This is a genomic window from Lysobacter defluvii IMMIB APB-9 = DSM 18482 (assembly GCF_000423325.1).
GTDB lineage: Bacteria > Pseudomonadota > Gammaproteobacteria > Xanthomonadales > Xanthomonadaceae > Novilysobacter > Novilysobacter defluvii.
This window is the reverse complement of the sequence record NZ_AUHT01000008.1, coordinates 267,047-285,529: the sequence shown is the minus strand read 5'-3', so window position 1 is coordinate 285,529 and position 18,483 is coordinate 267,047. Positions and strand designations below refer to the sequence as shown.

Genomic DNA, 18,483 nt, shown 5'->3' with positions numbered 1-18,483 from the left:
CAGGATCAAACTCTTCACTTGAAGTTTTCGACGAATCCCATAAAGAGATCCATCAATGCTTTGAGTGCAGAGCCCGCTCCAGGCATCAAGAACCACTCGCTTGCATCTCTGCAATTGAATTGACTTGTTGCTCTGTTACGAGTCATCTGCTAATGGCAGTTGCCACCACCAGACGCCCGCACAAGTCACCTGCGCACACTGTCAAAGATCTTCCGGGGCCGGCCTCAGCGCCTTTCCCGTTTCCCGCCGAGCCAAAGTGCCCGAGGGAGCTGCACATCATACCGCGGTTTTCGTGGCTGTCAACACCTTGTTGACGTCCGTTTTGCCGCGATCCCCGCCGTTCAGGACCAGTCCGTCGAAGCGGGCCGCGCATTATGCACACCCTTCCGGCGGGTGGGAAGCCCTTTCTGCACGAAATCTTCAGCTTGACGCTGGCATGGCCGCGGGTGATCGTCGGGCGGTGCCCATCCGGAAGCTTGTCATGCCTGCCATCCGCCTCCCGCTCCTTGCCTTCGTCGCCCTGCTTGCACTGCTCGCCGGCGGCTGCGCACATGCCTCGGGCACGTGGGTGGAGCTGGCCGGGGAGCGCTACCAGGTGGAAGTGGCCGATGACCAGGAGTCCCGCGCCCGTGGCCTGATGTTCCGCGAGTCGCTGCCCGACGGCCACGGCATGCTGTTCGTGCACGAGCGCGAGGAGTGGCTCTCGTACTGGATGAAGAACACCCTGATCCCGCTGGACATCCTGTACTTCGATGCCGAGCGGCGGCTGGTAGGCCAGCAGCGCCAGGTGCCGCCCTGCCCGCCCGCCACGCGCTGCGGCACCTACCCCAGCCAGGCGCCGGCCATGTTCGTGCTCGAGCTCAACGCGGGCGAGGCCGAGCGGATCGGGCTGCAGGACGGGATGGTGATCACGTTCGGGCCCGGCATCACGCCGGTGGGGCGCTAGCTAGAGCGCCACCATCTCGAAGTCGTCCTTGGTGGTGCCGCAGTCCGGACAGGTCCAGGTATCCGGCACGTCCTCCCAGCGGGTCCCGGGTGCGATGCCTTCTTCCGGCAGGCCGGCGGCCTCGTCATAGATGAAGCCGCAGACGACGCACATCCAGCTGCGCAACGGGGTGGCGTCCTTGGACATGGGCAAGCCGTGTTGATGAGGGGCGGGTATTGTCCCATTCCCTTCCCGAGCATTGAAGCGCATGCCCATGCCGTCGCCGGTCCGCCCCCGCGGCCTGTACCTGATCACGCCGGACGAGCCCGACACCGGGCGCCTGCTTGCGCGGGTGGAGCCGGTGCTCGCCACCGGCCCGTGCTGGCTGCAGTACCGCAACAAGCCCGCCGGGTCCGCGAAGAGGCTCGAGCAGGCCCGGGCGCTGCTGCCGGCATGCGCGCGCCATGGCGTTCCACTGCTGGTCAACGACGACTGGCGGCTGGCGCAAGAGATCGGCGCCGCCGGCGCGCACCTGGGCGAGGGCGACGGCGTCATCGCCGAGGCCCGGGCGGCGATGGGCGCCACGGCGGTGCTCGGAGCCTCCTGCTACGACGACATGGCGCGCGCACGCGCCGCGGTGGACGCGGGCGCCAGCTACGTGGCGTTCGGCGCGTTCTTCCCCTCGTCCACCAAGCCGGCGGCACGGCGGGCCACCCCTGCGCTGCTGGCGCAGGCACGCAGGCTTGGCGTGCCCGTGGTGGCCATCGGCGGGGTCACGCCGGACAATGGCCGGCAACTCGTCGAAGCCGGCGCCGACCTGCTGGCGGTGATCGCCGGCGTGTTCGAGGCACCCGACCCGGTCGCCGCCGCGCGCGCCTACCAGGCCTGCTTCGCTCCCCCATCCCCCGACCTGGACTCCCCGACATGAACCACGACCGCTCCCACGAACTGTTCACCCGCGCAAACCAGCTGCTGCCCGGCGGCGTCAACTCGCCGGTGCGCGCGTTCAAGTCGGTGGGCGGGGAACCGTTCTTTGCCCAGCGCGCGGAGGGCGCGTACCTGCACGACGTCGATGGCAACCGCTACATCGACTACGTGGGCTCCTGGGGTCCGATGATCGCCGGCCATGCGCACCCGAAGGTGCTCGAGGCCGTGGAGCGGACGATGCGCAGCGGCCTGAGCTTCGGCGTGCCCAACCCGCTGGAGGTCGACATGGCCGAGGCCATCACCTCGATCGTGCCCAGCTGCGAGATGGTGCGGATGGTGAACTCCGGCACCGAGGCAACGCTGTCGGCGATCCGCCTGGCGCGCGGGGCGACCGGGCGCAGCCGCATCGTCAAGTTCGAAGGCTGCTACCACGGCCACGGCGACAGCTTCCTGGTCAAGGCCGGGAGCGGGGTCATGACCCTGGGGCTGCCGAACTCGCCGGGCGTGCCTTCCTCGCTGGCCGACCTGACCCTGACCCTGCCTTACAACGACTTCGAGGCGGCGACCAAGCTGTTCGAAGAGGCCGGCGACGACATCGCTGGCGTGATCATCGAGCCGATCGTGGGCAACGCCAACTGCATCCTGCCGCGCGAAGGTTACCTGCAGCACCTGCGCGAGCTGTGCACCCGGCACGGCGCGCTGCTGATCTTCGACGAGGTCATGACCGGCTTCCGCGTGGCGCTCGGCGGCGCGCAGCAGCGCTACGGCATCACCCCGGACCTGTCGACCTTCGGCAAGATCATCGGCGGCGGCATGCCGGTGGGTGCTTTCGGCGGCCGCAGGGACCTGATGTCGCAGGTCGCCCCGGCCGGGCCGATCTACCAGGCCGGCACGCTCAGCGGCAATCCGGTGGCGATGGCTGCCGGGCTGGCGACGCTGGAGCTGGTTCGGGAGCCGGGCTTCCATGAGCGCCTGGACACCGCCACCCACCAGCTGTGCGACGGGCTGGAGGCCGCCGCCCGCGAGGCCGGCGTGCCCTTCCACACCACACGCGCGCCGGGCATGTTCGGGCTGTACTTCCGCGAGGGCCCGGTGGAGACCTTCGAGGACGCCAAGGCGTCGGACGGGGCGCGCTTCGGCCGCTTCTTCCACGCGATGCTCGAGCGCGGCGTCTACCTGGCGCCGTCGGCCTTCGAGGCCGGATTCGTGTCCAGCGCCCATGGCGAGGCGGAGATCGCCGCCACGGTGGAGGCCGCCCGGGGCGCCTTCGCCGCCTGCGCCGGCTGAGCCAAGGGCACCGCCCGGGCTTCACGCCCGGGCGGTCCACAATCCCCGGCCATGCGCTTCCTCTTCGACCCCCAGCTGAACCCGGCCACGGAGCGCGGCTGGCGGGCGCGCTGGTTCCGCATCATCTTCCACCACGACCCCGGGCCCGCACGGAACTTCGACCTGTGGCTCGTGGTGGCGATCGTGGCCAGCGTGATCGTGGTCATGCTCGACAGCGATCCGTGGCTGCACGTCGACCACGCCCGCATCCTCTACGCGCTGGAGTGGGGCTTCACCCTGCTGTTCACGGCCGAGTACCTGGTGCGGATCGCCGTGGTGCGGCGCCCGCTGCGCTACATGTTCAGCATGTGGGGGATCATCGACCTGCTGTCGATCCTTCCCACCTACCTGTCGCTCCTGCTTCCCGGCAGCCAGGCCCTGCTGGTGGTCCGGGTGCTGCGCGTGCTGCGCCTGTTCCGCGTCCTCAAGCTGACCCAGTACGTGGAGGAGAGCGGGATGCTGCTGGGCGCGCTGTGGCGCAGCCGGCACAAGATCTTCCTGTTCATCAGCCTGCTGCTGACGATCGCGGTGGTGTTCGGCGCGCTGATGTACGTGGTCGAGGGCCCGGAGCACGGCTTCGCCACCATCCCCACCGGCATGTACTGGGCGATCACCACCATGGCGACGGTCGGCTACGGCGACCTGGTGCCGCAGACGCCGTTCGGGCGGATGGTCGCCTCGGCGCTGGTGCTGATCGGCTACAGCATCATCGCCGTGCCCACCGGCATCTACACCGCCGAGCTGGCCAGCAGCATGCGCGAGGCCGGCCGCTCCAGCGACCACCACGACTCGCGCGGCTGCCCGGAGTGCGGCCTCGAAGGCCACGATCCGGACAGCCGCTTCTGCCGCGGTTGCGGCGCGAAGCTGCCCCTGCGGATGGGGTGAACGCGGCTTACAGGAACAGGTCGGGCTGCAGGGGCGCGCCCGGCTGTACCGCGTAGCCTTCGAAGTCCTCGACCCCCGCCGCGCGCAGCACGTCGTCGTCGATCAGGAACCGTCCCGAGCCGGCTGAGACCGGCTGCACCAGCACCGCGTGCGCGGCGTCGGCGACGATCTCCGGGGTGCGGCAGCCCGCGACGTCCACGCCGGGAATCATCTTCAGCGCGTCGGTGGCGATCACCGTCCGCGGCCACAGCCCGTCGATGGCCACGCGGTCGCCGAACTCCGCGGCCAGCCCCAGGGTCACGAAGCTCATCCCCATCTTGGCCAGCGTGTAGCCGGTGTGCGGACCCCACCACTTCGGGTCCAGGCTCGGCGGCGGGCACAGGGTGAGGATGTGCGGGTTCTCCGCCTCCAGCAGGTGCGGCAGGCAAGCCTGGGAGCACAGGAAGGTGCCGCGGGCGTTGACCTCCTGCATCAGGTCATAGCGCTTCATCGGCGTGTCCAGGGTGCCGCGCAGCCAGATCGCACTGGCGTTGTTGACCAGGATGTCGATGCCGCCGAAGGCCTCGACCGCCTGCTCCACCGCGCCCCGGACCTGCTCCTCCTCGCGGATGTCGCACTGGATGGGAAGCGCCCGGCCACCGGCCTGCTCGACCTCGGCGGCCACCGTGTGGATGGTGCCGGGCAGCTTGGGGTTGGGCACGCCCGACTTGGCGGCGATGACGATGTTGGCCCCGTCGCGCGCGGCGCGCAGCGCAATGGCGCGGCCGATGCCACGGGAGGCACCGGTGATGAAGAGGGTCTTTCCGGAAAGGCTGGGCATTTCAGGCATCCGTCTTAAGCGATGGTCCTAGCGTACCCGTAGGGCGCGATAGCCGCTGCCAGCGGCGTATCGCGCCCTACGGTTTGGGCCCTTGGCCTTCGTTGTCTTCCCACATGAGGATGCGACGGGTGACGAACCGGTACACCGGCTTGCCGGTGGCGAACCAGAGTTCGCGCACCCAGGAGTGGCGCTTGAGCACGCGCCGCTCCACCGGGGTGAGCGCGTCCCGGCAGTAGGTGCGCTTGTGCTTGAGCAGGTGGCGCAGGTCCTCGCGGGCCAGCAGCCGCATCCAGCGCGAACGCGGATTTCCGCGCACGGCCAGCTGGAAGTCGATGATCGCCGGGGAGCCGTCCTCCAGCACCAGCCAGTTGGCCTCCTTGGCCAGATCGTTATGGGCCAGTCCGCGGCGGTGCAGGGCCTGCAGCTGCCGCCGGGCGCGCCGGAAGTACGCCAGGTCGCCATGCGGCGGGCGCTGGTACATCGCCGCGCCGGCCATGTAGCTCCGATCCAGGCAGCGCCCGTCCCAGCGCAGCAGCTGCGGCACGGCGGGCAGGCCACGCACGGCCTCCAGCGCGCGGGCCTCCCGGCGCGCGAGCAGCCAGGCGGGCAGCCGCAGCCACAGCGGGACATGGCGCAGGTCGCGGCGCACGAAAGTGCCATCGCCGTCGCGCATCAGGGCAATGCGGCCGAAGCTGTCGGCCTTGAGCGCGGCCACTTCCACGGGCGGGTCGGTCGTCGGTTGCATCGGCGCGCAGTCTACGCGAGCCGCCGGGGTGCGGCCGGCGCCCGAAGTGCCGCCGCGGCCCTGCATAATTGCCCGATGGACTCGGCCTGGATCGAAAGCGCGACCGCGTGGATCGGCGCGCACCCCGTTGCGGCCGGTGCGGTCATTTTCCTGATTGCCTTCTGCGACGCCCTGGTGGTGCTGGGCATCGTGGTCCCCGCCCTGCCGCTGCTCCTGGCCGCGGGTGCGCTGGTTGGGCTCGGGCACGTCAACGGACCCTATGCGCTCGCCGCCGCCGCTGCCGGCGCGTTCTGCGGCGACGCGCTCAGCTACTGGGTCGGCCGGCGGCTCGGGCCCGGCATGCGCGACCGATGGCCCTTCAGCCGCTATCCGCAGTGGCTCGACCGGGGCGAAACCATGTTCCGCCGCCACGACACCAAGGCGATCGTGATCGCCCGCTTCGTGGGCGCCATCCGGCCGTTCGTGCCGGCGATCGCCGGCATGCTGCAGATGCCGTTCCGCCGCTATGCGGTCCCCAGCTTCGTGGCGAGCATCGCCTGGGCGGCGCTGTTCCTGCTGCCCGGCTGGGTGCTGGGGGCGAGCTACGACGCAGTGGCGGCCGTCGCCGACCGGGTGGCGCTGGTGCTGCTCGCCCTGGCGGCGGCGCTGGCGCTGGCGTGGGCGCTGGTGCTCTACACCTGGCGCTGGTTCGCCGACAACACCGATGCGCTGCTCGGCCGTGCCCTGCACTGGACCCGGGCGCACCCGCGGCTGGGGCGCCATGCCGCCGCGCTGGTCGACCCCAATCGCCGCGGCGCCGCCTCGCTGCTGGTGCTCGCGGTGTGCCTGCTGGCGATCAGCTGGGCCTGGTTCGCCTGGCTGGCGATGCTGCTGGCCAACGGCGGCCCGCTGCGACTGGACCACTCCATCCACCAGGTGCTGCTGGAGCTGCGCCACCCGCTGGCCGACCGCCTGATGGCCGGGCTCGCCAGCCTGGCCGATCCGCTGGTGCTGGGCTCGGCGGCGCTGGTCGCGCTGGGCTGGCTGCTGTGGCGGCAGCGCTGGATGGCGGCGGCGCACTGGCTGGCGGCGCTGGGCTTCGGCGTGGCACTGACCGCCCTGCTGGAGGCGGTGGTGGAGCTGCCGCGCCCGCCGGGTGCACCGGCCGGCTTCGGCTTCCCCTCGATGTCGGTGACCATGGTCACCATCGCCTTCGGCTTCTTCGCGGTGCTGATCGCCCGCGAGCTCCCCGGCCGCAAGCGGGTGTGGCCCTACCTGCTCGCCGGCGTGGTGACGGTGACGGTCGGTTTCGCGCGGCTGTACCTGGGCGCGCACTGGCTCAGCGACCTGGTGGGCGGCACGCTGTTCGGGCTGGTGTGGCTGCTGGTGCTGGGCATCGCCTACCGCAGCCATGTCGCGCGCTCCTTCTGGATGCGCCCGCTGGCGGTGCTGTTCTACGGGACCTTCGCGGTGGCGGCGTTCTGGCAGGCACCGCGTGCCGCCGACCACCTGCTGCAGCAGCTGGAAGCCACCGCGCCGGCCCCGCGGGTGGTGCCGCTGGACTGGTGGCGCGAGGGCTGGGCCGACCTTCCCGCGCACCGCAACGAACGCGATGCGCGCCTGCGCTGGCCGCTGGACGTCCAGGTCGCCGGCCCGCTGCAGCCCTTGCAGGCTGCGCTGGAGGACGCCGGCTGGCGCACCCAGCCGCAGGCCGACTGGACCGACACGCTCGCCCTGCTCGACGAGGACGTCCCCGACGAGGACAAGGTCGTCCTGCCGGCGACCCTGGACACGCGCGCCGAGTCGCTGCTGATGCTTAGGGAGGGTCCCGTACCGGGCGAACGCTTCGCCCTGCGGCTGTGGCCGGCCCCGGTGGCGCTGGCCGATGGCACGCCGGTGTGGCTGGGGAGCACCCAGACGCTGCGCGTGGTGCGCCCGTTCGACATGGCGGTGCTGTGGCGGCCGGAGCCCTACGACGGCCGCGCGCACGAGCTGCTGCGCAACGACCTGCGCGGCCTGCACGCGATGGAGGGGTCGCACCCGGGGAGCGGACTGCCGGTGCTGCGCGTGCACACGGCGGACGAGACTCCCGTCGAAGGCATCCCCGTGGAAGGCACTCCGGTCGACGCCGACCGCGCCGACTGAGCTGTTCCTGCGGCGCGTCAGTCCGCGTCCGGCAACAACCCGAGCAGGCTGTCCAGGCGGACGTGGGGATCGTCTTCCTGCAGCAGCTGCTGGCGTTGCGTGTCGCTGAGCGGAAGCATCTCGGTCAGGCGCCAGCCGACCCAGGCGGCATCGTCCGAACGCTGGTCCAGGCTGTCGGCATGCTCGCCGCCGACCTGCTCGAGCAGGCCGCGCAGCAGCATCGCCAGCAGGCCGTGCTCGGGACGCAGGGGCTCGACCGGATCCGGCTCCAGCCACTCCACGGTCGCGACCTGCAGGCCATTGTCGCGCACGCGCACGGTGTCGGCGCGGAAGCGGCGCCGGCCACGCACGGTGATCGTCAGCAGGCCGTCGTCGCCGGTGTCGAAGTCCTCGATCACCGCCTCGGTCCCGAACGCCGCCGCCGCGGAAGCCTCGCCCGAGCCGTCATCGACCAGCAGGCAGATGCCGAAGCCGGACTGGTTGCGGCTGCATTCGCGCACCAGGTCCAGGTAGCGTGGTTCGAAGACCCGGAGGCCGAGCGCCGCACCGGGCACCAGCACGGTCGGCAGCGGGAACAGGGGCAAGGACTGGGATTGCATCGGGACGAGCCTAGCGCAGGCAGGTCGAGCCGTCAGTGAGCGTCGCGTCCATCGCGAAGCGCCTGCAGGAAGCGGCGCGGCGCACCATCGAAGCCGCCGTTCGACATGAACACCACGTGGTCGCCTTCGCGCGCGTGCTCGCATAGCCGGGCGACCAAGGCATCGCCGTCCGGGACGGTGAAGCCTTCGCCCGCCAGGGAGCCGACCACACGTGCCGCATCCCACGACAGTTCCGGACGATGCAGGAACACCACCAGGTCGGCCAGGTCCAGCGAAGGACCGAGCGCATCGGCATGCGCGCCCAGGCGCATGGAGTTGCTGCGCGGTTCCAGCGCGACCACGATCCGAGCGTCCCCCACCTTCGCGCGCAGGCCTTCCAGGGTGGTGCGGATGGCGGTGGGATGGTGGGCGAAGTCGTCGTAGACGGTGATGCCAGCATGGCTGCCGAGCAGTTCCATGCGGCGCTTGACGCTGGCGAAGTCGGACAGCGCCGGGAGCACGGTGGCGACGTCGACGCCGACGGCCGCCACCGAGGCGATCGCGGCCAGGGCGTTCATGACGTTGTGGCGCCCAAGCAGGGGCCAGCGCACTTCGCCGAGTGGCTTGCCACGGTGCAGTACCTCGAAGACGCTGCCATCGGCCTGGAGCAGGCGTGCCGACCAGTCGAAGGCCGCCCCATTTGCCCGGCACGGAATGTCCGCCGCTTCGGCGCCCTCGATGCCGAAGCTCTCCACCGGCGTCCAGCAGCCCATCGCCAGCACCGCCGCGAGGTTGTGGTCCTCGCCGTTTACGATGAGCCGCCCGCGGCGCGGCACGGTGCGGACGAAGTGGTGGAACTGGCGCTTGATCGCGTCCAGATCCTCGAAGATGTCCGCGTGGTCGAACTCCAGGTTGTTCAGCACCGCCACCAGCGGGCGGTAGTGCACGAACTTGCTGCGCTTGTCGAAGAAGGCCGTGTCGTATTCGTCGGCCTCCACCACGAACTCGCGGCCGCCACCGACCCGCGCCGACACGCCGAAGTCGTCCGGGACGCCGCCGATCAGGAAACCGGGCTCGCGTCCCGCCGCCTGCAGCAGCCAGGCGAGGATGGTCGTGGTGGTGGTCTTCCCGTGGGTCCCGGCGACGGCCAGCGTGTCGCGGCCGGGCAGCACGTTTTCGGCAAGCCACTGGGCACCGGAGGTGTAGCCGCGGTCGTCGTCGAGCACCTGCTCGACCGCCGGGTTGCCGCGCGAGAGCGCGTTGCCCACGACCACCTGGTCGCAGTCGGCGGCGATGTTCGCCGGGTCATAGCCCTGCGCGAGCGCGATGCCGAGCTTCTCCAGCTGGGTCGACATCGGGGGGTAGACGGCCTGGTCGCTGCCTTCCACCTGGTGGCCGAGTTCGCGGGCCAGGGCGGCGACGCCGCCCATGAAGGTGCCGGCTATGCCGAGGATGTGGATCTTCACGGTTGGCGGGCCCTCACCCCGGCCCTCTCCCGCAAGCGGGAGAGGGGGAAGAGCGGAGAAGCGGAGAAGCGGGTTAGCCGATGGGGGGGACGGGGCGCAGGGTTTCGATGATGCGGGAGAACACTTCGTCCATCGAACCCACGCCGTCGACGACGCCGAGCAGGCCTCGCTGGCGGAAGAAGTCCACGACCGGCGCGGTCTGGTCCTCGTAGACCTTCAGGCGGGTGCGCACGGACTCGGGCGTGTCGTCGGCGCGGCCCTCCGCCTGCGCGCGGCCGGCGATGCGCTCGACCAGCATCTCGGTCGGCACTTCGAGCTGCACCGCCTTGTCGACCGGCTGGCCGATGCGGTCCAGCAGCGCGCACAGCGCGTCGGCCTGGGCCAGGTTGCGCGGGTAGCCGTCAAGGATGAAGCCGTCCTTCGTGTCATCGCGCGAGAAGCGGTCCTCGAGCATGCCCAGCAGGATCGCGTCGGACACCAGCTCGCCGCGGGCCATGACTTCCTTCGCCTCCAGCCCCAGCTTGCTGCCGGCGGCCACCTCGGCGCGCAGCAGGTCGCCGGTGGAAATGTGCGGGACCTGCAGGTGCTCCTTCATCCGGGCCGCCTGGGTGCCCTTGCCCGAGCCGGGCGCGCCGAGTAGTACCAGTCGCATCAATGTCTCCTTGTTGGAACCCGGCGATCACCGGTGTGTATACCGTGCCTCGCCGGGCCGGCGCTACACTCGCAGCACCTGTCCATTGCCGGGGCAGAACGGCGGCAGCTTAACGCAAACCGCGTACCTGCCCGAAGCATCGCGCGGCGCGGTTTCCCGCCTCCCCGGCACCAATGCATGGAGCACCAATGCCCTCCGGAACCCTCCTGTACGCCCAGTCGGGCGGCGTCACCGCCGTCATCAACGCCACCGCCTCCGCCGTCATCCAGGCCGCGCGCGCGCGCCGGGTCAAGGTGCTCGCGGGGCGCAATGGCATCCTCGGCGCCCTGCGCGAGGAGCTGATCGACACCTCGAAGGAATCGCTCGCCACCATCCGCAGCCTGGCGCATACGCCCGGCGGCGCGTTCGGCTCGTGCCGGGTCAAGCTCAAGTCGCTGGACGAGGACCGCGCGAAGTACGAGCGCCTGCTGGAGGTGTTCCGCGCCCACGACGTGCGCTGGTTCCTCTACAACGGCGGCAACGACTCGGCCGACACCGCGCTGAAGGTGTCGAAGCTGGCGAAGGAGTTCGACTACCCGCTCACCTGCGTCGGCGTGCCCAAGACGGTCGACAACGACCTGGCGGTGACCGACTGCTGTCCCGGCTTCGGTTCGGCGGCCAAGTACACCGCGGTGTCGGTGCGCGAGGCGGCGCTGGACGTGGCGGCGATGGCGGACACCTCCACCAAGGTATTCGTCTATGAGGCGATGGGCCGCCACGCGGGCTGGCTGGCCGCGGCCGCCGGGCTCGCCGGCAACAGGCCGGACGAGGCGCCGCACATCATCCTGTTCCCGGAGCGCCCGTTCGACGAAGCGGACTTCTTCGCCCGGGTTAAGGCGGTGGTGGAGCGCGTCGGCTACTGCGTGGTGGTGGCCAGCGAGGGCATCCGCACGGCGGATGGCGCCTTCGTCGCCGACGCCGGCGGCGGCAAGGACTCCTTCGGCCACACCCAGCTGGGCGGCGTTGCCTCGCACCTGGCCGGCCGGGTCAAGGACGCGCTGGGCTACAAGGTGCACTGGGCCCTGCCCGACTACCTGCAGCGCTCGGCCCGCCACCTGGCGTCCAGGACGGACCTGGAGCAGGCGATGGCGGTGGGCGAGAAGGCCGTCGAGTACGCGCTGGAGGGCATGAACTCGGTGATGCCGGTGATCGTGCGCACCTCCGACAGCCCGTACCGCTGGAAGATCGAGCCCGCGCCGCTGTCAAAGATCGCCAACAAGGAAAAGACGATCCCGGCCAGCTACCTGCGCCGCGACGGCTACGGCATCACCGACAAGGCCCGCCGGTACCTGCAGCCGCTGATTGCCGGCGAGGCACCGCCGCCCTACGGCAAGGACGGCCTGCCGAAGTACGTCTCGCTGAAGAACGAAATGGTCACGCCGAAGCTGGACCCCTGGAACGCGTAGGGCGCCAATAGCCGCCCACCGGCGGCGTATTGCGCCGGATGGCGACTATCGCGCGGCGCAGGTGCCCACGGTTCGCAGGGTCGTAGCGTAGCGCTGCAGTCGGCTGGTGTCGGGGCGCTGGGCCTGCTGGCCTTCCTTGAAATAGATCCGCGCCTTGCCCTGGGCGTCGAGCTCGGGCGGCGCGGCGGTGCCCGGCAGGCGCCAGACCTCGACCATGGCGGTCTGGTCGGCGCAGGCGGCGCTGGGCACGGTGATGCGGTCGTTGAGGATCCAGCCCTCCCCCGCATCCGGTGCCGCCTCCCCATCGAAGCGCGCCCGCGGCTGGCACCCCGGCGCGCTCTGCACGGCGCGGATCGCGTACGGCGGCTCCTCCTTGCCGGTGAACACCCCCTCCAGCCGCGTGCACGCCTCGGTGATGGTCCGGAGCGTGTGCACGGCACCGACCGCCTGCGGCGCCGCGGCCGGCCGCTCGATCTCAGGCTGCTGGGCGAGAGCAGGCACGGGCACGACAAGAACCGCGGCGGCCAACGTAGTCAGGAGCTGCTTGTGCATAAAGGCATTCCGGTCCGGGGCGCCGCCAGCCTGAAACCCCACCCCTGAACGCCACGTCCACGCGCGCATCCGGGCCGACCGCCTGGGCCGCCGCCACCCCGCGCCACCGATCCACGGGGCCCCATCCGGCGCCCCGCGCCCTCCCGTTCCCTGTTCCCGGTTCCCCGTTCCCGCTCCTCTCTGCTCTTCATGCCATAGTCATACCCGTCGCCACAGGGGGCCACACGGCGACCACAACAGGTTCGTAACTCGGAAATTCCATGTAAGTCCACTTCTGCTGGGAGGGGTCCATGCTGGAGCAGTACGGTTTGTCCCTGGCGCTCGCCTGCGCCGTCATCGCGATCCTCTACGGGGTCGTCTCCACGCGCTGGATCAGCGCACAACCCGCCGGCAACGAACGCATGCAGGAGATCGCCGGCGCGATCCAGGTGGGCGCGCGCGCCTACCTCAACCGCCAGTACCTGACGATCGCGGTCGCGGGCGTGGTGCTGCTCGTGCTCGTTGGGCTGTTCCTGGACTGGTACACCGCGGGCGGCTTCCTGGTCGGCGCGGTGCTGTCGGGCGCGGCCGGCTACATCGGCATGAACGTCTCGGTGCGCGCCAACGTCCGCACCGCTGAAGCGGCGCGCCGCGGCATGCGCCCGGCAATGGACGTCGCGTTCCGCGGCGGGGCGATCACCGGGATGCTGGTGGTCGGCCTCGGCCTGCTGGGCGTGGCCGGCTACTGGTGGGCGCTGGGGGCGATGGGCATCGTCGGGGAGGAGGCGCTGCATGCCCTGGTCGGGCTGGCCTTCGGCTCCTCGCTGATCTCGATCTTCGCGCGCCTGGGCGGCGGCATCTTCACCAAGGGCGCCGATGTGGGCGCGGACCTGGTCGGCAAGGTCGAGGCCGGGATCCCGGAGGACGACCCGCGCAACCCGGCGGTGATCGCAGACAACGTGGGCGATAACGTCGGTGACTGCGCTGGCATGGCGGCCGACCTGTTCGAAACCTACGCGGTCACTGTCATCGCCACTATGCTGCTGGGCTACCTGATGGCCGACGTGGTGGGCACCAACGGGGTGCTCTACCCGCTGGTGCTGGGCGGGGTGTCGATCATCGCCTCGATCATCGGCGCGATGTTCGTGCGCGTGAAGGCCGGCGGCTCGATCATGGGCGCGCTGTACAAGGGCGTGATCGTGTCCGCGGTGCTGGCCGCGATCGGCTTCTGGCCGGTAACCATGGCGCTGATGGACGAGTTCTCCACCGGGCCGGTGAACCTGTTCCTGTGCGCGCTCATCGGCCTGGTGCTGACCGGGGCGATCGTGTGGATCACCGAGTACTACACCGGGACCCAGTTCAAGCCGGTCCGGCACATCGCCTCGGCCTCGACTACCGGCCACGGCACCAACATCATCGCCGGGCTGGGCATCTCGATGAAGTCGACCGCCTGGCCGGTGATCGCGGTCTGCCTGGCGATCTGGGGCTGCTTCGAGCTGGGCGGGCTGTACGGCATCGCCATCGCCGCCACTTCGATGCTGTCGATGGCCGGCATGATCGTGGCCCTGGACGCCTACGGCCCGATCACCGACAACGCCGGGGGCATCGCCGAGATGGCCGAGCTGCCGCCGGAGGTGCGCGACATCACCGATCCGCTGGACGCGGTCGGCAACACCACCAAGGCGGTGACCAAGGGCTACGCGATCGGCTCGGCGGCGCTGGCGGCGCTGGTGCTGTTCGCCGACTACACCCACAACCTGCAGGCCAACAACCCGGGCGAGGTGTTCGCCTTCGAGCTGTCCGACCCGGAGGTGATCATCGGCCTGCTGATCGGTGGCCTGATCCCCTACCTGTTCGGTGCCATGGCAATGGAAGCCGTGGGCCGCGCTGCAGGGGCGGTGGTGGAGGAAGTGCGTCGGCAGTTCCGCGAGATCCCAGGGATCATGCAGGGCACCGGCAAGCCGCAGTACGACCGCGCCGTGGACATGCTGACCCGCTCCGCGATCCGGGAAATGATCCTGCCCTCGCTGCTGCCGGTCGCGGTCCCGATCGTGGTCGGACTGCTGCTGGGCCCGCGTGCCCTGGGCGGGGTGCTGATCGGCACCATCGTCACCGGGCTGTTCGTCGCCATCTCCATGACCACCGGTGGCGGCGCCTGGGACAACGCCAAGAAGTACATCGAGGACGGCAACCACGGCGGCAAGGGCAGCGAGGCGCACATGGCGGCGGTGACCGGGGATACCGTGGGCGATCCCTACAAGGACACGGCGGGGCCGGCGATCAACCCGTTGATCAAGATCATCAATATCGTCGCGTTGTTGATGGTTCCACTCCTGTAACCGGAGACCTTTCCCCCTCTCCCGCTTGCGGGAGAGGGTTGGGGTGAGGGCCCGCGCATGGCAAGGGCGCCCGGTGCGCCACTCCTTGACCCCGATCAATGCCGGCAACCGATGGCGGGATCATCCTTCGCGGCATTCCCCTTCCGGCCACGAAGATGCCCAGTCCGCGCCGCGCGCCACTCCGCCCCCGATTGACGCCGGCGCGCCCCGCACGCTGGCTGCTCGCAAGTGCCTGCCTGATCGCGAGTCTCGGCGCCGTCGCCGGCGCAGCAGAACCAGGCGAATGGGCCTTCAGTGGTGACTTCCGCGGCGGCTGGTTTGCCAGCGAGCGCACTGCACGCGACGGTACCGAGTCCGACCAGGATGCGTTCAATGCCCGGCTTCGCCTCGCCCTGGAGCGCCAGCTGGATGAGCGCTGGAAGCTGCGCACCCGAGTCGCCGGGCGCTTCAGCTCCGACCAGGACGGCAGCGACGTCTACCTTCGTGCGTACGCGCCGACCCGCACCGGCGCCGCCTTCGGTGACGTCACCCTGGATGAGGCTTACCTGGGGTACCAGGCACCCGACGACGGATTGCGCCTGCGGGTGGGCCGGTTCCAGACCGCGTTTGCCTTGCCCGGCGTGGCCTCGAAGGGCCTCGACCGCAACGACAGCCCCAACATCGACATCAACTGGACTGACGGTATCCACCTGGACGTGCCGGTGGCCGAGGGCTGGCGCGCGCACCTGGTCGCGCAGTACCGGCACCGGGAGGGCAGCGGCAGCGTCGCCCATGCCCCGCTCGACTTCCACGACAGCGACAGCCGCACCACGCTGTTCGCCGGCCTGGAGAACACGCGTCCCCTCGGCCCGATCGTCCAACGGATGGTGTCGGTGACGTGGATGCCGGACAGCCTGGCCGACCAGGGCTTGGGCCACCCCTCCCGCAGTGACTACACCGCCGTGGACGCCCGCATTGCCGCGGAGTGGCCGTTGCGCGAGGGCGGCCCGCGACTGGTGGCCGGGGCGGAAGTGGCCTATGCGCTGGAAACGCCACTGGAGGTGGCCACCGGCACCGGGGGCACCGGCGATGCAGACGGCCTTGCGTGGCAGGTGCTCGGGAGCATTTACGACTTCGTGCCCGACCACAACATCGGCGTGGCGATCGGTCGCGCCGACGCCGGCTGGCTGCTGTCGCCGGACTACCGGCCCAACGACAGATCGGCAGAGATCCGCTACCAGTGGAAGTTCACGTCCGCTACCTCGATGGAGGCGCGGGTGCGCGAGCGGAGGGAAATCGGGCATCCGGTTGGCACGCGTGAGCGGGTGGACCGGGACGTGTATGTGCGGGTGACGCACAAGTTCTGATCTGGGGGAGCTTGGGGGGCGGGAGAAACGGAACGGGCGGCACGCGTCCTTGCGTGCCGCCCGTCTTTTCAGGGCGTCCTGCCCTGCCGTCCTTACAGTGCGTAGCTCGGGCGGTCCGGCAGGCCCATCTCGCGGCGGATGCCGTTCTCGGTCAGGTGGATCGGGTTGTGGGTGGTCGGCGGGGTGGAGGGGTCGCCGTCGAAGTCGAAGGGCTGGGCGGTGGTCTCCAGGCCTACCGCCTGGCGCTCGGCATTCGGCACGCGGGCCTGTGCGTCAGGACCTTCCCCGCTGTAGGTGCCCGGCAGGAAGGTGCCGTTCACGCCGTTATAGGCGTGGGACATCTCGTGGTAGAGCACCACCGAGGGGGCCGGGAAGGCGTCCATGTGGAAGGTGGGGTTGTAGGAGATGTCCACGTCACCGCCGGCGCCCGGACGGCCGTTCACGATGTCGGCGTCACCGCTGAAGGTCTGCGCATAGCCGTTGTGCTCGTTGGCCAGTTCCTTGATGGTCACCGAGTTGCCCTTGGCTTCGGCGGCCTTGTCGAACTCGGCCAGCATCTGTTGTCCAGCCGGGGAGGCACGGAAGAAGTCCATCTCCGCCTCGACGCGCTGGCGGAAGGCATCCGAGCCGGTCACCTCGACGCTGTGGCCCACGTCCGGGTCGATCTCCACGTTCACCACCGTCGGCTTATCGACGCCGAGGCTGTTGATCAGGTCCGAAACCTGGGCGTAGACCTTGTCGGCACCGGTGGCGCCCTCGACCGTGTCACCGCCCTGGCCGGTGTAGACGTGGCTGCTGCCGCCGTTGAGGTGGACCACGTCGTCGCCCAGGCCGGCGGAGATGATGTCCTCGCCGCCGGCACCGTGGATCACGTCGTTGCCGGCGCCGCCTTCGACGAAGTTGGTGCCCGTACCGGCGTGCAGCACGTCGTCGCCGTCACCGCCATGGATGATGTCGACGTGGCCGCCGCCGCGGATCTCGTCGTTGCCGGAGTTGCCGAACAGGTCGTTGCGGCCTCCTGCGCTGGCGATGTAGTCGTCCCCGCTGCCCCCGTCGACGCGGTCGTCGCCGTTGCCAGTGGTGATGCGGTCGTCGCCCGCACCGCCATCGACCACCATGTTGACGGTGACGTTGGGCGTGGCCTCGATCACGTCATTGCCGGCGCCGGTGCGCAGGGTCAGCTCCTGGCCCTGGGCCAGGCGGACCTCGTAGGTTTCGCCGTTGACGCTGATGTCCAGGGTACCGTCGTCACGCTGGTCGACCTGGACGGTGTCGTCGCCCTCGCCGGTGGTGAACACCACCTGGTCGTTGCTCACCGCCTGCTGCCAGGGGCTGTACTCGACGATGGTCTGCTCGCGGGTGACGGTCGCCTGCTCGCCCTGGTGCAGCTGGCCGCGCACGATCTCCTTGCCGTCGGGCGTCTCGCCCGAGGGGAGCCGGGTGCCGCTGGAGCTGCCGCTGATCTGCACCGCCTCGCCGGCCACCGGCGGGGTGTCGTCGATCGGCATCGGGCCCTCGACGTCGGGCAGCTGCGGGCGCTGCTGGAGGGCGTCGGCGGGATTGTCCCAGTACGCCCGCGTGTCGGGCTGCATCAGGGACTGGGAAACGGCGGCATCGAGGTTGAGGGACATGGGGGGCCTGCTGTCTGTTGCGGAAATGTGACCGCAATGGATACGCCAGCGGATGGAGCCGTCCAACTGGGGCATGCCCCACCCTCGGGTCCGCCCCAGCCCATGCCGTCGGGTAAAATGGCCGGCTTCCCCACAGAGCCGGGCCGCTGCCCGGCGCCACCGGAGCCGTACCCCCATGGGCCTGGACCACGTCAGCACCGGCAAGAACCCGCCGGAAGAAATCAACGTCATCATCGAGATCCCGAAGGACGCCGAGCCCGTCAAGTACGAGGTGGACAAGGAGTCCGGCGCGATCTTCGTCGACCGCATCCTGTCGACCCCGATGCGCTACCCATGCAACTACGGCTACGTCCCCAACACCCTGTGTGGCGACGGCGACCCGGCCGACGTGATGGTGGTGCTGCCGCTGTCGCTGATCCCGGGCTCGGTGATCCGCTGCCGCCCGGTCGGCGTGCTGAAGATGAGCGACGAGGCCGGCAGCGACGAGAAGCTGCTGGCGGTGCCGGTGGAGAAGGTGTTCGCGGGCTACGCCCACATCAACGACATCGACCAGGTCAGCCCGCACTGGCTCGAGCGCATCGGCCACTTCTTCGAGCACTACAAGGATCTCGAGAAGGGCAAGTGGGTGAAGCTGGAAGGCTGGGGCGATGCCGCCGAGGCCAAGTCGATCCTGGTCGACGCGATGACGCGCCACCAGCGTGCTCCGGAAGAGGAGCGCCACGGCCCCTGACGGGACCGTGGCA

At 70.1% G+C, this 18,483-nt stretch carries 17 protein-coding genes; 9 read left to right on the top strand and 8 right to left on the bottom strand.

Going from position 1 to position 18,483, the window contains the following annotated elements:
• Positions 1–481 precede the first annotated feature (481 nt).
• Complete coding sequence (locus G545_RS0109190; RefSeq protein ID WP_027070117.1) at positions 482–946, top strand: DUF192 domain-containing protein; 465 nt, start codon at positions 482–484, stop codon at positions 944–946.
• On the opposite strand, the gene G545_RS0109185 is transcribed toward G545_RS0109190, so the two are convergent.
• Positions 947–1,132 (bottom strand): rubredoxin, encoded by a 186-nt coding sequence (locus G545_RS0109185; protein WP_027070116.1) that lies wholly within the window; start codon positions 1,130–1,132, stop codon positions 947–949.
• Between the two features lie 67 nt (positions 1,133–1,199).
• On the opposite strand from G545_RS0109185, the gene thiE reads away from it, so the two are divergent.
• Genes thiE through G545_RS0109170 form a run of 3 tightly spaced genes read left to right on the top strand, consistent with a single transcriptional unit; the run spans position 1,200 to position 4,063 of the window.
• Positions 1,200–1,853, top strand: coding sequence for a thiamine phosphate synthase (thiE, locus tag G545_RS0109180; RefSeq protein ID WP_027070115.1), 654 nt, complete (start codon positions 1,200–1,202; stop codon positions 1,851–1,853).
• On the top strand, positions 1,850–3,139 hold the full coding sequence (gene hemL / locus G545_RS0109175; RefSeq protein ID WP_027070114.1) for a glutamate-1-semialdehyde 2,1-aminomutase: 1,290 nt from the start codon (positions 1,850–1,852) through the stop codon (positions 3,137–3,139). Before thiE ends, hemL begins: the two co-directional genes overlap by 4 nt.
• 51 nt (positions 3,140–3,190) lie before the next feature.
• Positions 3,191–4,063, top strand: coding sequence for an ion transporter (locus G545_RS0109170; RefSeq protein WP_027070113.1), 873 nt, complete (start codon positions 3,191–3,193; stop codon positions 4,061–4,063).
• Positions 4,064–4,070: 7 nt separating this feature from the next.
• Here the strand turns inward: G545_RS0109170 and G545_RS0109165 are convergent, their stop codons facing one another.
• Positions 4,071–4,883: an SDR family oxidoreductase gene (locus tag G545_RS0109165; RefSeq protein ID WP_027070112.1), complete on the bottom strand. Its 813-nt coding sequence runs from the start codon at positions 4,881–4,883 to the stop codon at positions 4,071–4,073.
• Between the two features lie 76 nt (positions 4,884–4,959).
• Positions 4,960–5,628 carry a protein kinase family protein gene (locus G545_RS0109160; RefSeq protein ID WP_027070111.1) on the bottom strand — a complete coding sequence of 223 codons (669 nt, stop codon included), beginning with the start codon at positions 5,626–5,628 and terminating at the stop codon, positions 4,960–4,962.
• A 75-nt stretch (positions 5,629–5,703) separates the two neighbouring features.
• Here G545_RS0109160 and G545_RS14300 point away from each other — a divergent pair, with 75 nt between their 5' ends.
• On the top strand, positions 5,704–7,752 hold the full coding sequence (locus G545_RS14300) for a bifunctional DedA family/phosphatase PAP2 family protein (protein WP_052347307.1): 2,049 nt from the start codon (positions 5,704–5,706) through the stop codon (positions 7,750–7,752).
• Positions 7,753–7,769: 17 nt separating this feature from the next.
• On the opposite strand, the gene G545_RS0109150 is transcribed toward G545_RS14300, so the two are convergent.
• From G545_RS0109150 to G545_RS0109140, 3 genes are all read right to left on the bottom strand, one after another.
• The gene (locus tag G545_RS0109150) at positions 7,770–8,351 is read right to left on the bottom strand and encodes an LON peptidase substrate-binding domain-containing protein (RefSeq protein ID WP_027070110.1); all 582 of its coding nucleotides are present in this window, start codon (positions 8,349–8,351) and stop codon (positions 7,770–7,772) included.
• Positions 8,352–8,383: 32 nt separating this feature from the next.
• On the bottom strand, positions 8,384–9,796 hold the full coding sequence (gene mpl / locus G545_RS0109145) for a UDP-N-acetylmuramate:L-alanyl-gamma-D-glutamyl-meso-diaminopimelate ligase (protein ID WP_027070109.1): 1,413 nt from the start codon (positions 9,794–9,796) through the stop codon (positions 8,384–8,386).
• Positions 9,797–9,869: 73 nt separating this feature from the next.
• Positions 9,870–10,448, bottom strand: a complete 579-nt coding sequence (locus G545_RS0109140) for an adenylate kinase (protein WP_027070108.1) — start codon at positions 10,446–10,448, stop codon at positions 9,870–9,872.
• Positions 10,449–10,636: 188 nt separating this feature from the next.
• Here G545_RS0109140 and G545_RS0109135 point away from each other — a divergent pair, with 188 nt between their 5' ends.
• Positions 10,637–11,893, top strand: a complete 1,257-nt coding sequence (locus tag G545_RS0109135) for a 6-phosphofructokinase (protein ID WP_027070107.1) — start codon at positions 10,637–10,639, stop codon at positions 11,891–11,893.
• Positions 11,894–11,938: 45 nt separating this feature from the next.
• On the opposite strand, the gene G545_RS0109130 is transcribed toward G545_RS0109135, so the two are convergent.
• Positions 11,939–12,445 carry a hypothetical protein gene (locus G545_RS0109130; RefSeq protein ID WP_027070106.1) on the bottom strand — a complete coding sequence of 169 codons (507 nt, stop codon included), beginning with the start codon at positions 12,443–12,445 and terminating at the stop codon, positions 11,939–11,941.
• 290 nt (positions 12,446–12,735) lie between these two features.
• On the opposite strand from G545_RS0109130, the gene G545_RS0109125 reads away from it, so the two are divergent.
• Both G545_RS0109125 and G545_RS0109120 read left to right on the top strand, forming a co-directional pair.
• Positions 12,736–14,763 carry a sodium-translocating pyrophosphatase gene (locus G545_RS0109125; protein WP_027070105.1) on the top strand — a complete coding sequence of 676 codons (2,028 nt, stop codon included), beginning with the start codon at positions 12,736–12,738 and terminating at the stop codon, positions 14,761–14,763.
• 155 nt (positions 14,764–14,918) lie between these two features.
• The gene (locus G545_RS0109120) at positions 14,919–16,109 is read left to right on the top strand and encodes a putative porin (protein WP_154656558.1); all 1,191 of its coding nucleotides are present in this window, start codon (positions 14,919–14,921) and stop codon (positions 16,107–16,109) included.
• Between the two features lie 92 nt (positions 16,110–16,201).
• Here G545_RS0109120 and G545_RS0109115 read toward each other — a convergent pair whose 3' ends face one another.
• Entirely contained in the window at positions 16,202–17,740 is a 1,539-nt protein-coding gene (locus G545_RS0109115) for a M91 family zinc metallopeptidase (protein WP_027070103.1), read from the bottom strand.
• A 175-nt stretch (positions 17,741–17,915) separates the two neighbouring features.
• On the opposite strand from G545_RS0109115, the gene ppa reads away from it, so the two are divergent.
• Positions 17,916–18,470: an inorganic diphosphatase gene (ppa, locus tag G545_RS0109110; protein ID WP_027070102.1), complete on the top strand. Its 555-nt coding sequence runs from the start codon at positions 17,916–17,918 to the stop codon at positions 18,468–18,470.
• Positions 18,471–18,483 lie beyond the last annotated feature (13 nt).

Bases quoted from the DNA above. Each gene is read 5' to 3' on its own strand.
- G545_RS0109190 (WP_027070117.1), top strand. From the start codon at position 482: ATGCCTGCCATCCGCCTCCCGCTCCTTGCCTTCGTCGCCCTGCTTGCA.
- thiE (WP_027070115.1), top strand. From the start codon at position 1,200: ATGCCGTCGCCGGTCCGCCCCCGCGGCCTGTACCTGATCACGCCGGAC.
- G545_RS0109160 (WP_027070111.1), bottom strand. From the start codon at position 5,628: ATGCAACCGACGACCGACCCGCCCGTGGAAGTGGCCGCGCTCAAGGCC.
- G545_RS0109165 (WP_027070112.1), bottom strand. From the start codon at position 4,883: ATGCCCAGCCTTTCCGGAAAGACCCTCTTCATCACCGGTGCCTCCCGT.
- G545_RS0109150 (WP_027070110.1), bottom strand. From the start codon at position 8,351: ATGCAATCCCAGTCCTTGCCCCTGTTCCCGCTGCCGACCGTGCTGGTG.
- hemL (WP_027070114.1), top strand. From the start codon at position 1,850: ATGAACCACGACCGCTCCCACGAACTGTTCACCCGCGCAAACCAGCTG.
- G545_RS0109135 (WP_027070107.1), top strand. From the start codon at position 10,637: ATGCCCTCCGGAACCCTCCTGTACGCCCAGTCGGGCGGCGTCACCGCC.
- G545_RS0109115 (WP_027070103.1), bottom strand. From the start codon at position 17,740: ATGTCCCTCAACCTCGATGCCGCCGTTTCCCAGTCCCTGATGCAGCCC.
- G545_RS14300 (WP_052347307.1), top strand. From the start codon at position 5,704: ATGGACTCGGCCTGGATCGAAAGCGCGACCGCGTGGATCGGCGCGCAC.
- G545_RS0109125 (WP_027070105.1), top strand. From the start codon at position 12,736: ATGCTGGAGCAGTACGGTTTGTCCCTGGCGCTCGCCTGCGCCGTCATC.
- G545_RS0109170 (WP_027070113.1), top strand. From the start codon at position 3,191: ATGCGCTTCCTCTTCGACCCCCAGCTGAACCCGGCCACGGAGCGCGGC.
- ppa (WP_027070102.1), top strand. From the start codon at position 17,916: ATGGGCCTGGACCACGTCAGCACCGGCAAGAACCCGCCGGAAGAAATC.
- G545_RS0109185 (WP_027070116.1), bottom strand. From the start codon at position 1,132: ATGTCCAAGGACGCCACCCCGTTGCGCAGCTGGATGTGCGTCGTCTGC.
- G545_RS0109140 (WP_027070108.1), bottom strand. From the start codon at position 10,448: ATGCGACTGGTACTACTCGGCGCGCCCGGCTCGGGCAAGGGCACCCAG.
- G545_RS0109120 (WP_154656558.1), top strand. From the start codon at position 14,919: ATGCCCAGTCCGCGCCGCGCGCCACTCCGCCCCCGATTGACGCCGGCG.
- G545_RS0109130 (WP_027070106.1), bottom strand. From the start codon at position 12,445: ATGCACAAGCAGCTCCTGACTACGTTGGCCGCCGCGGTTCTTGTCGTG.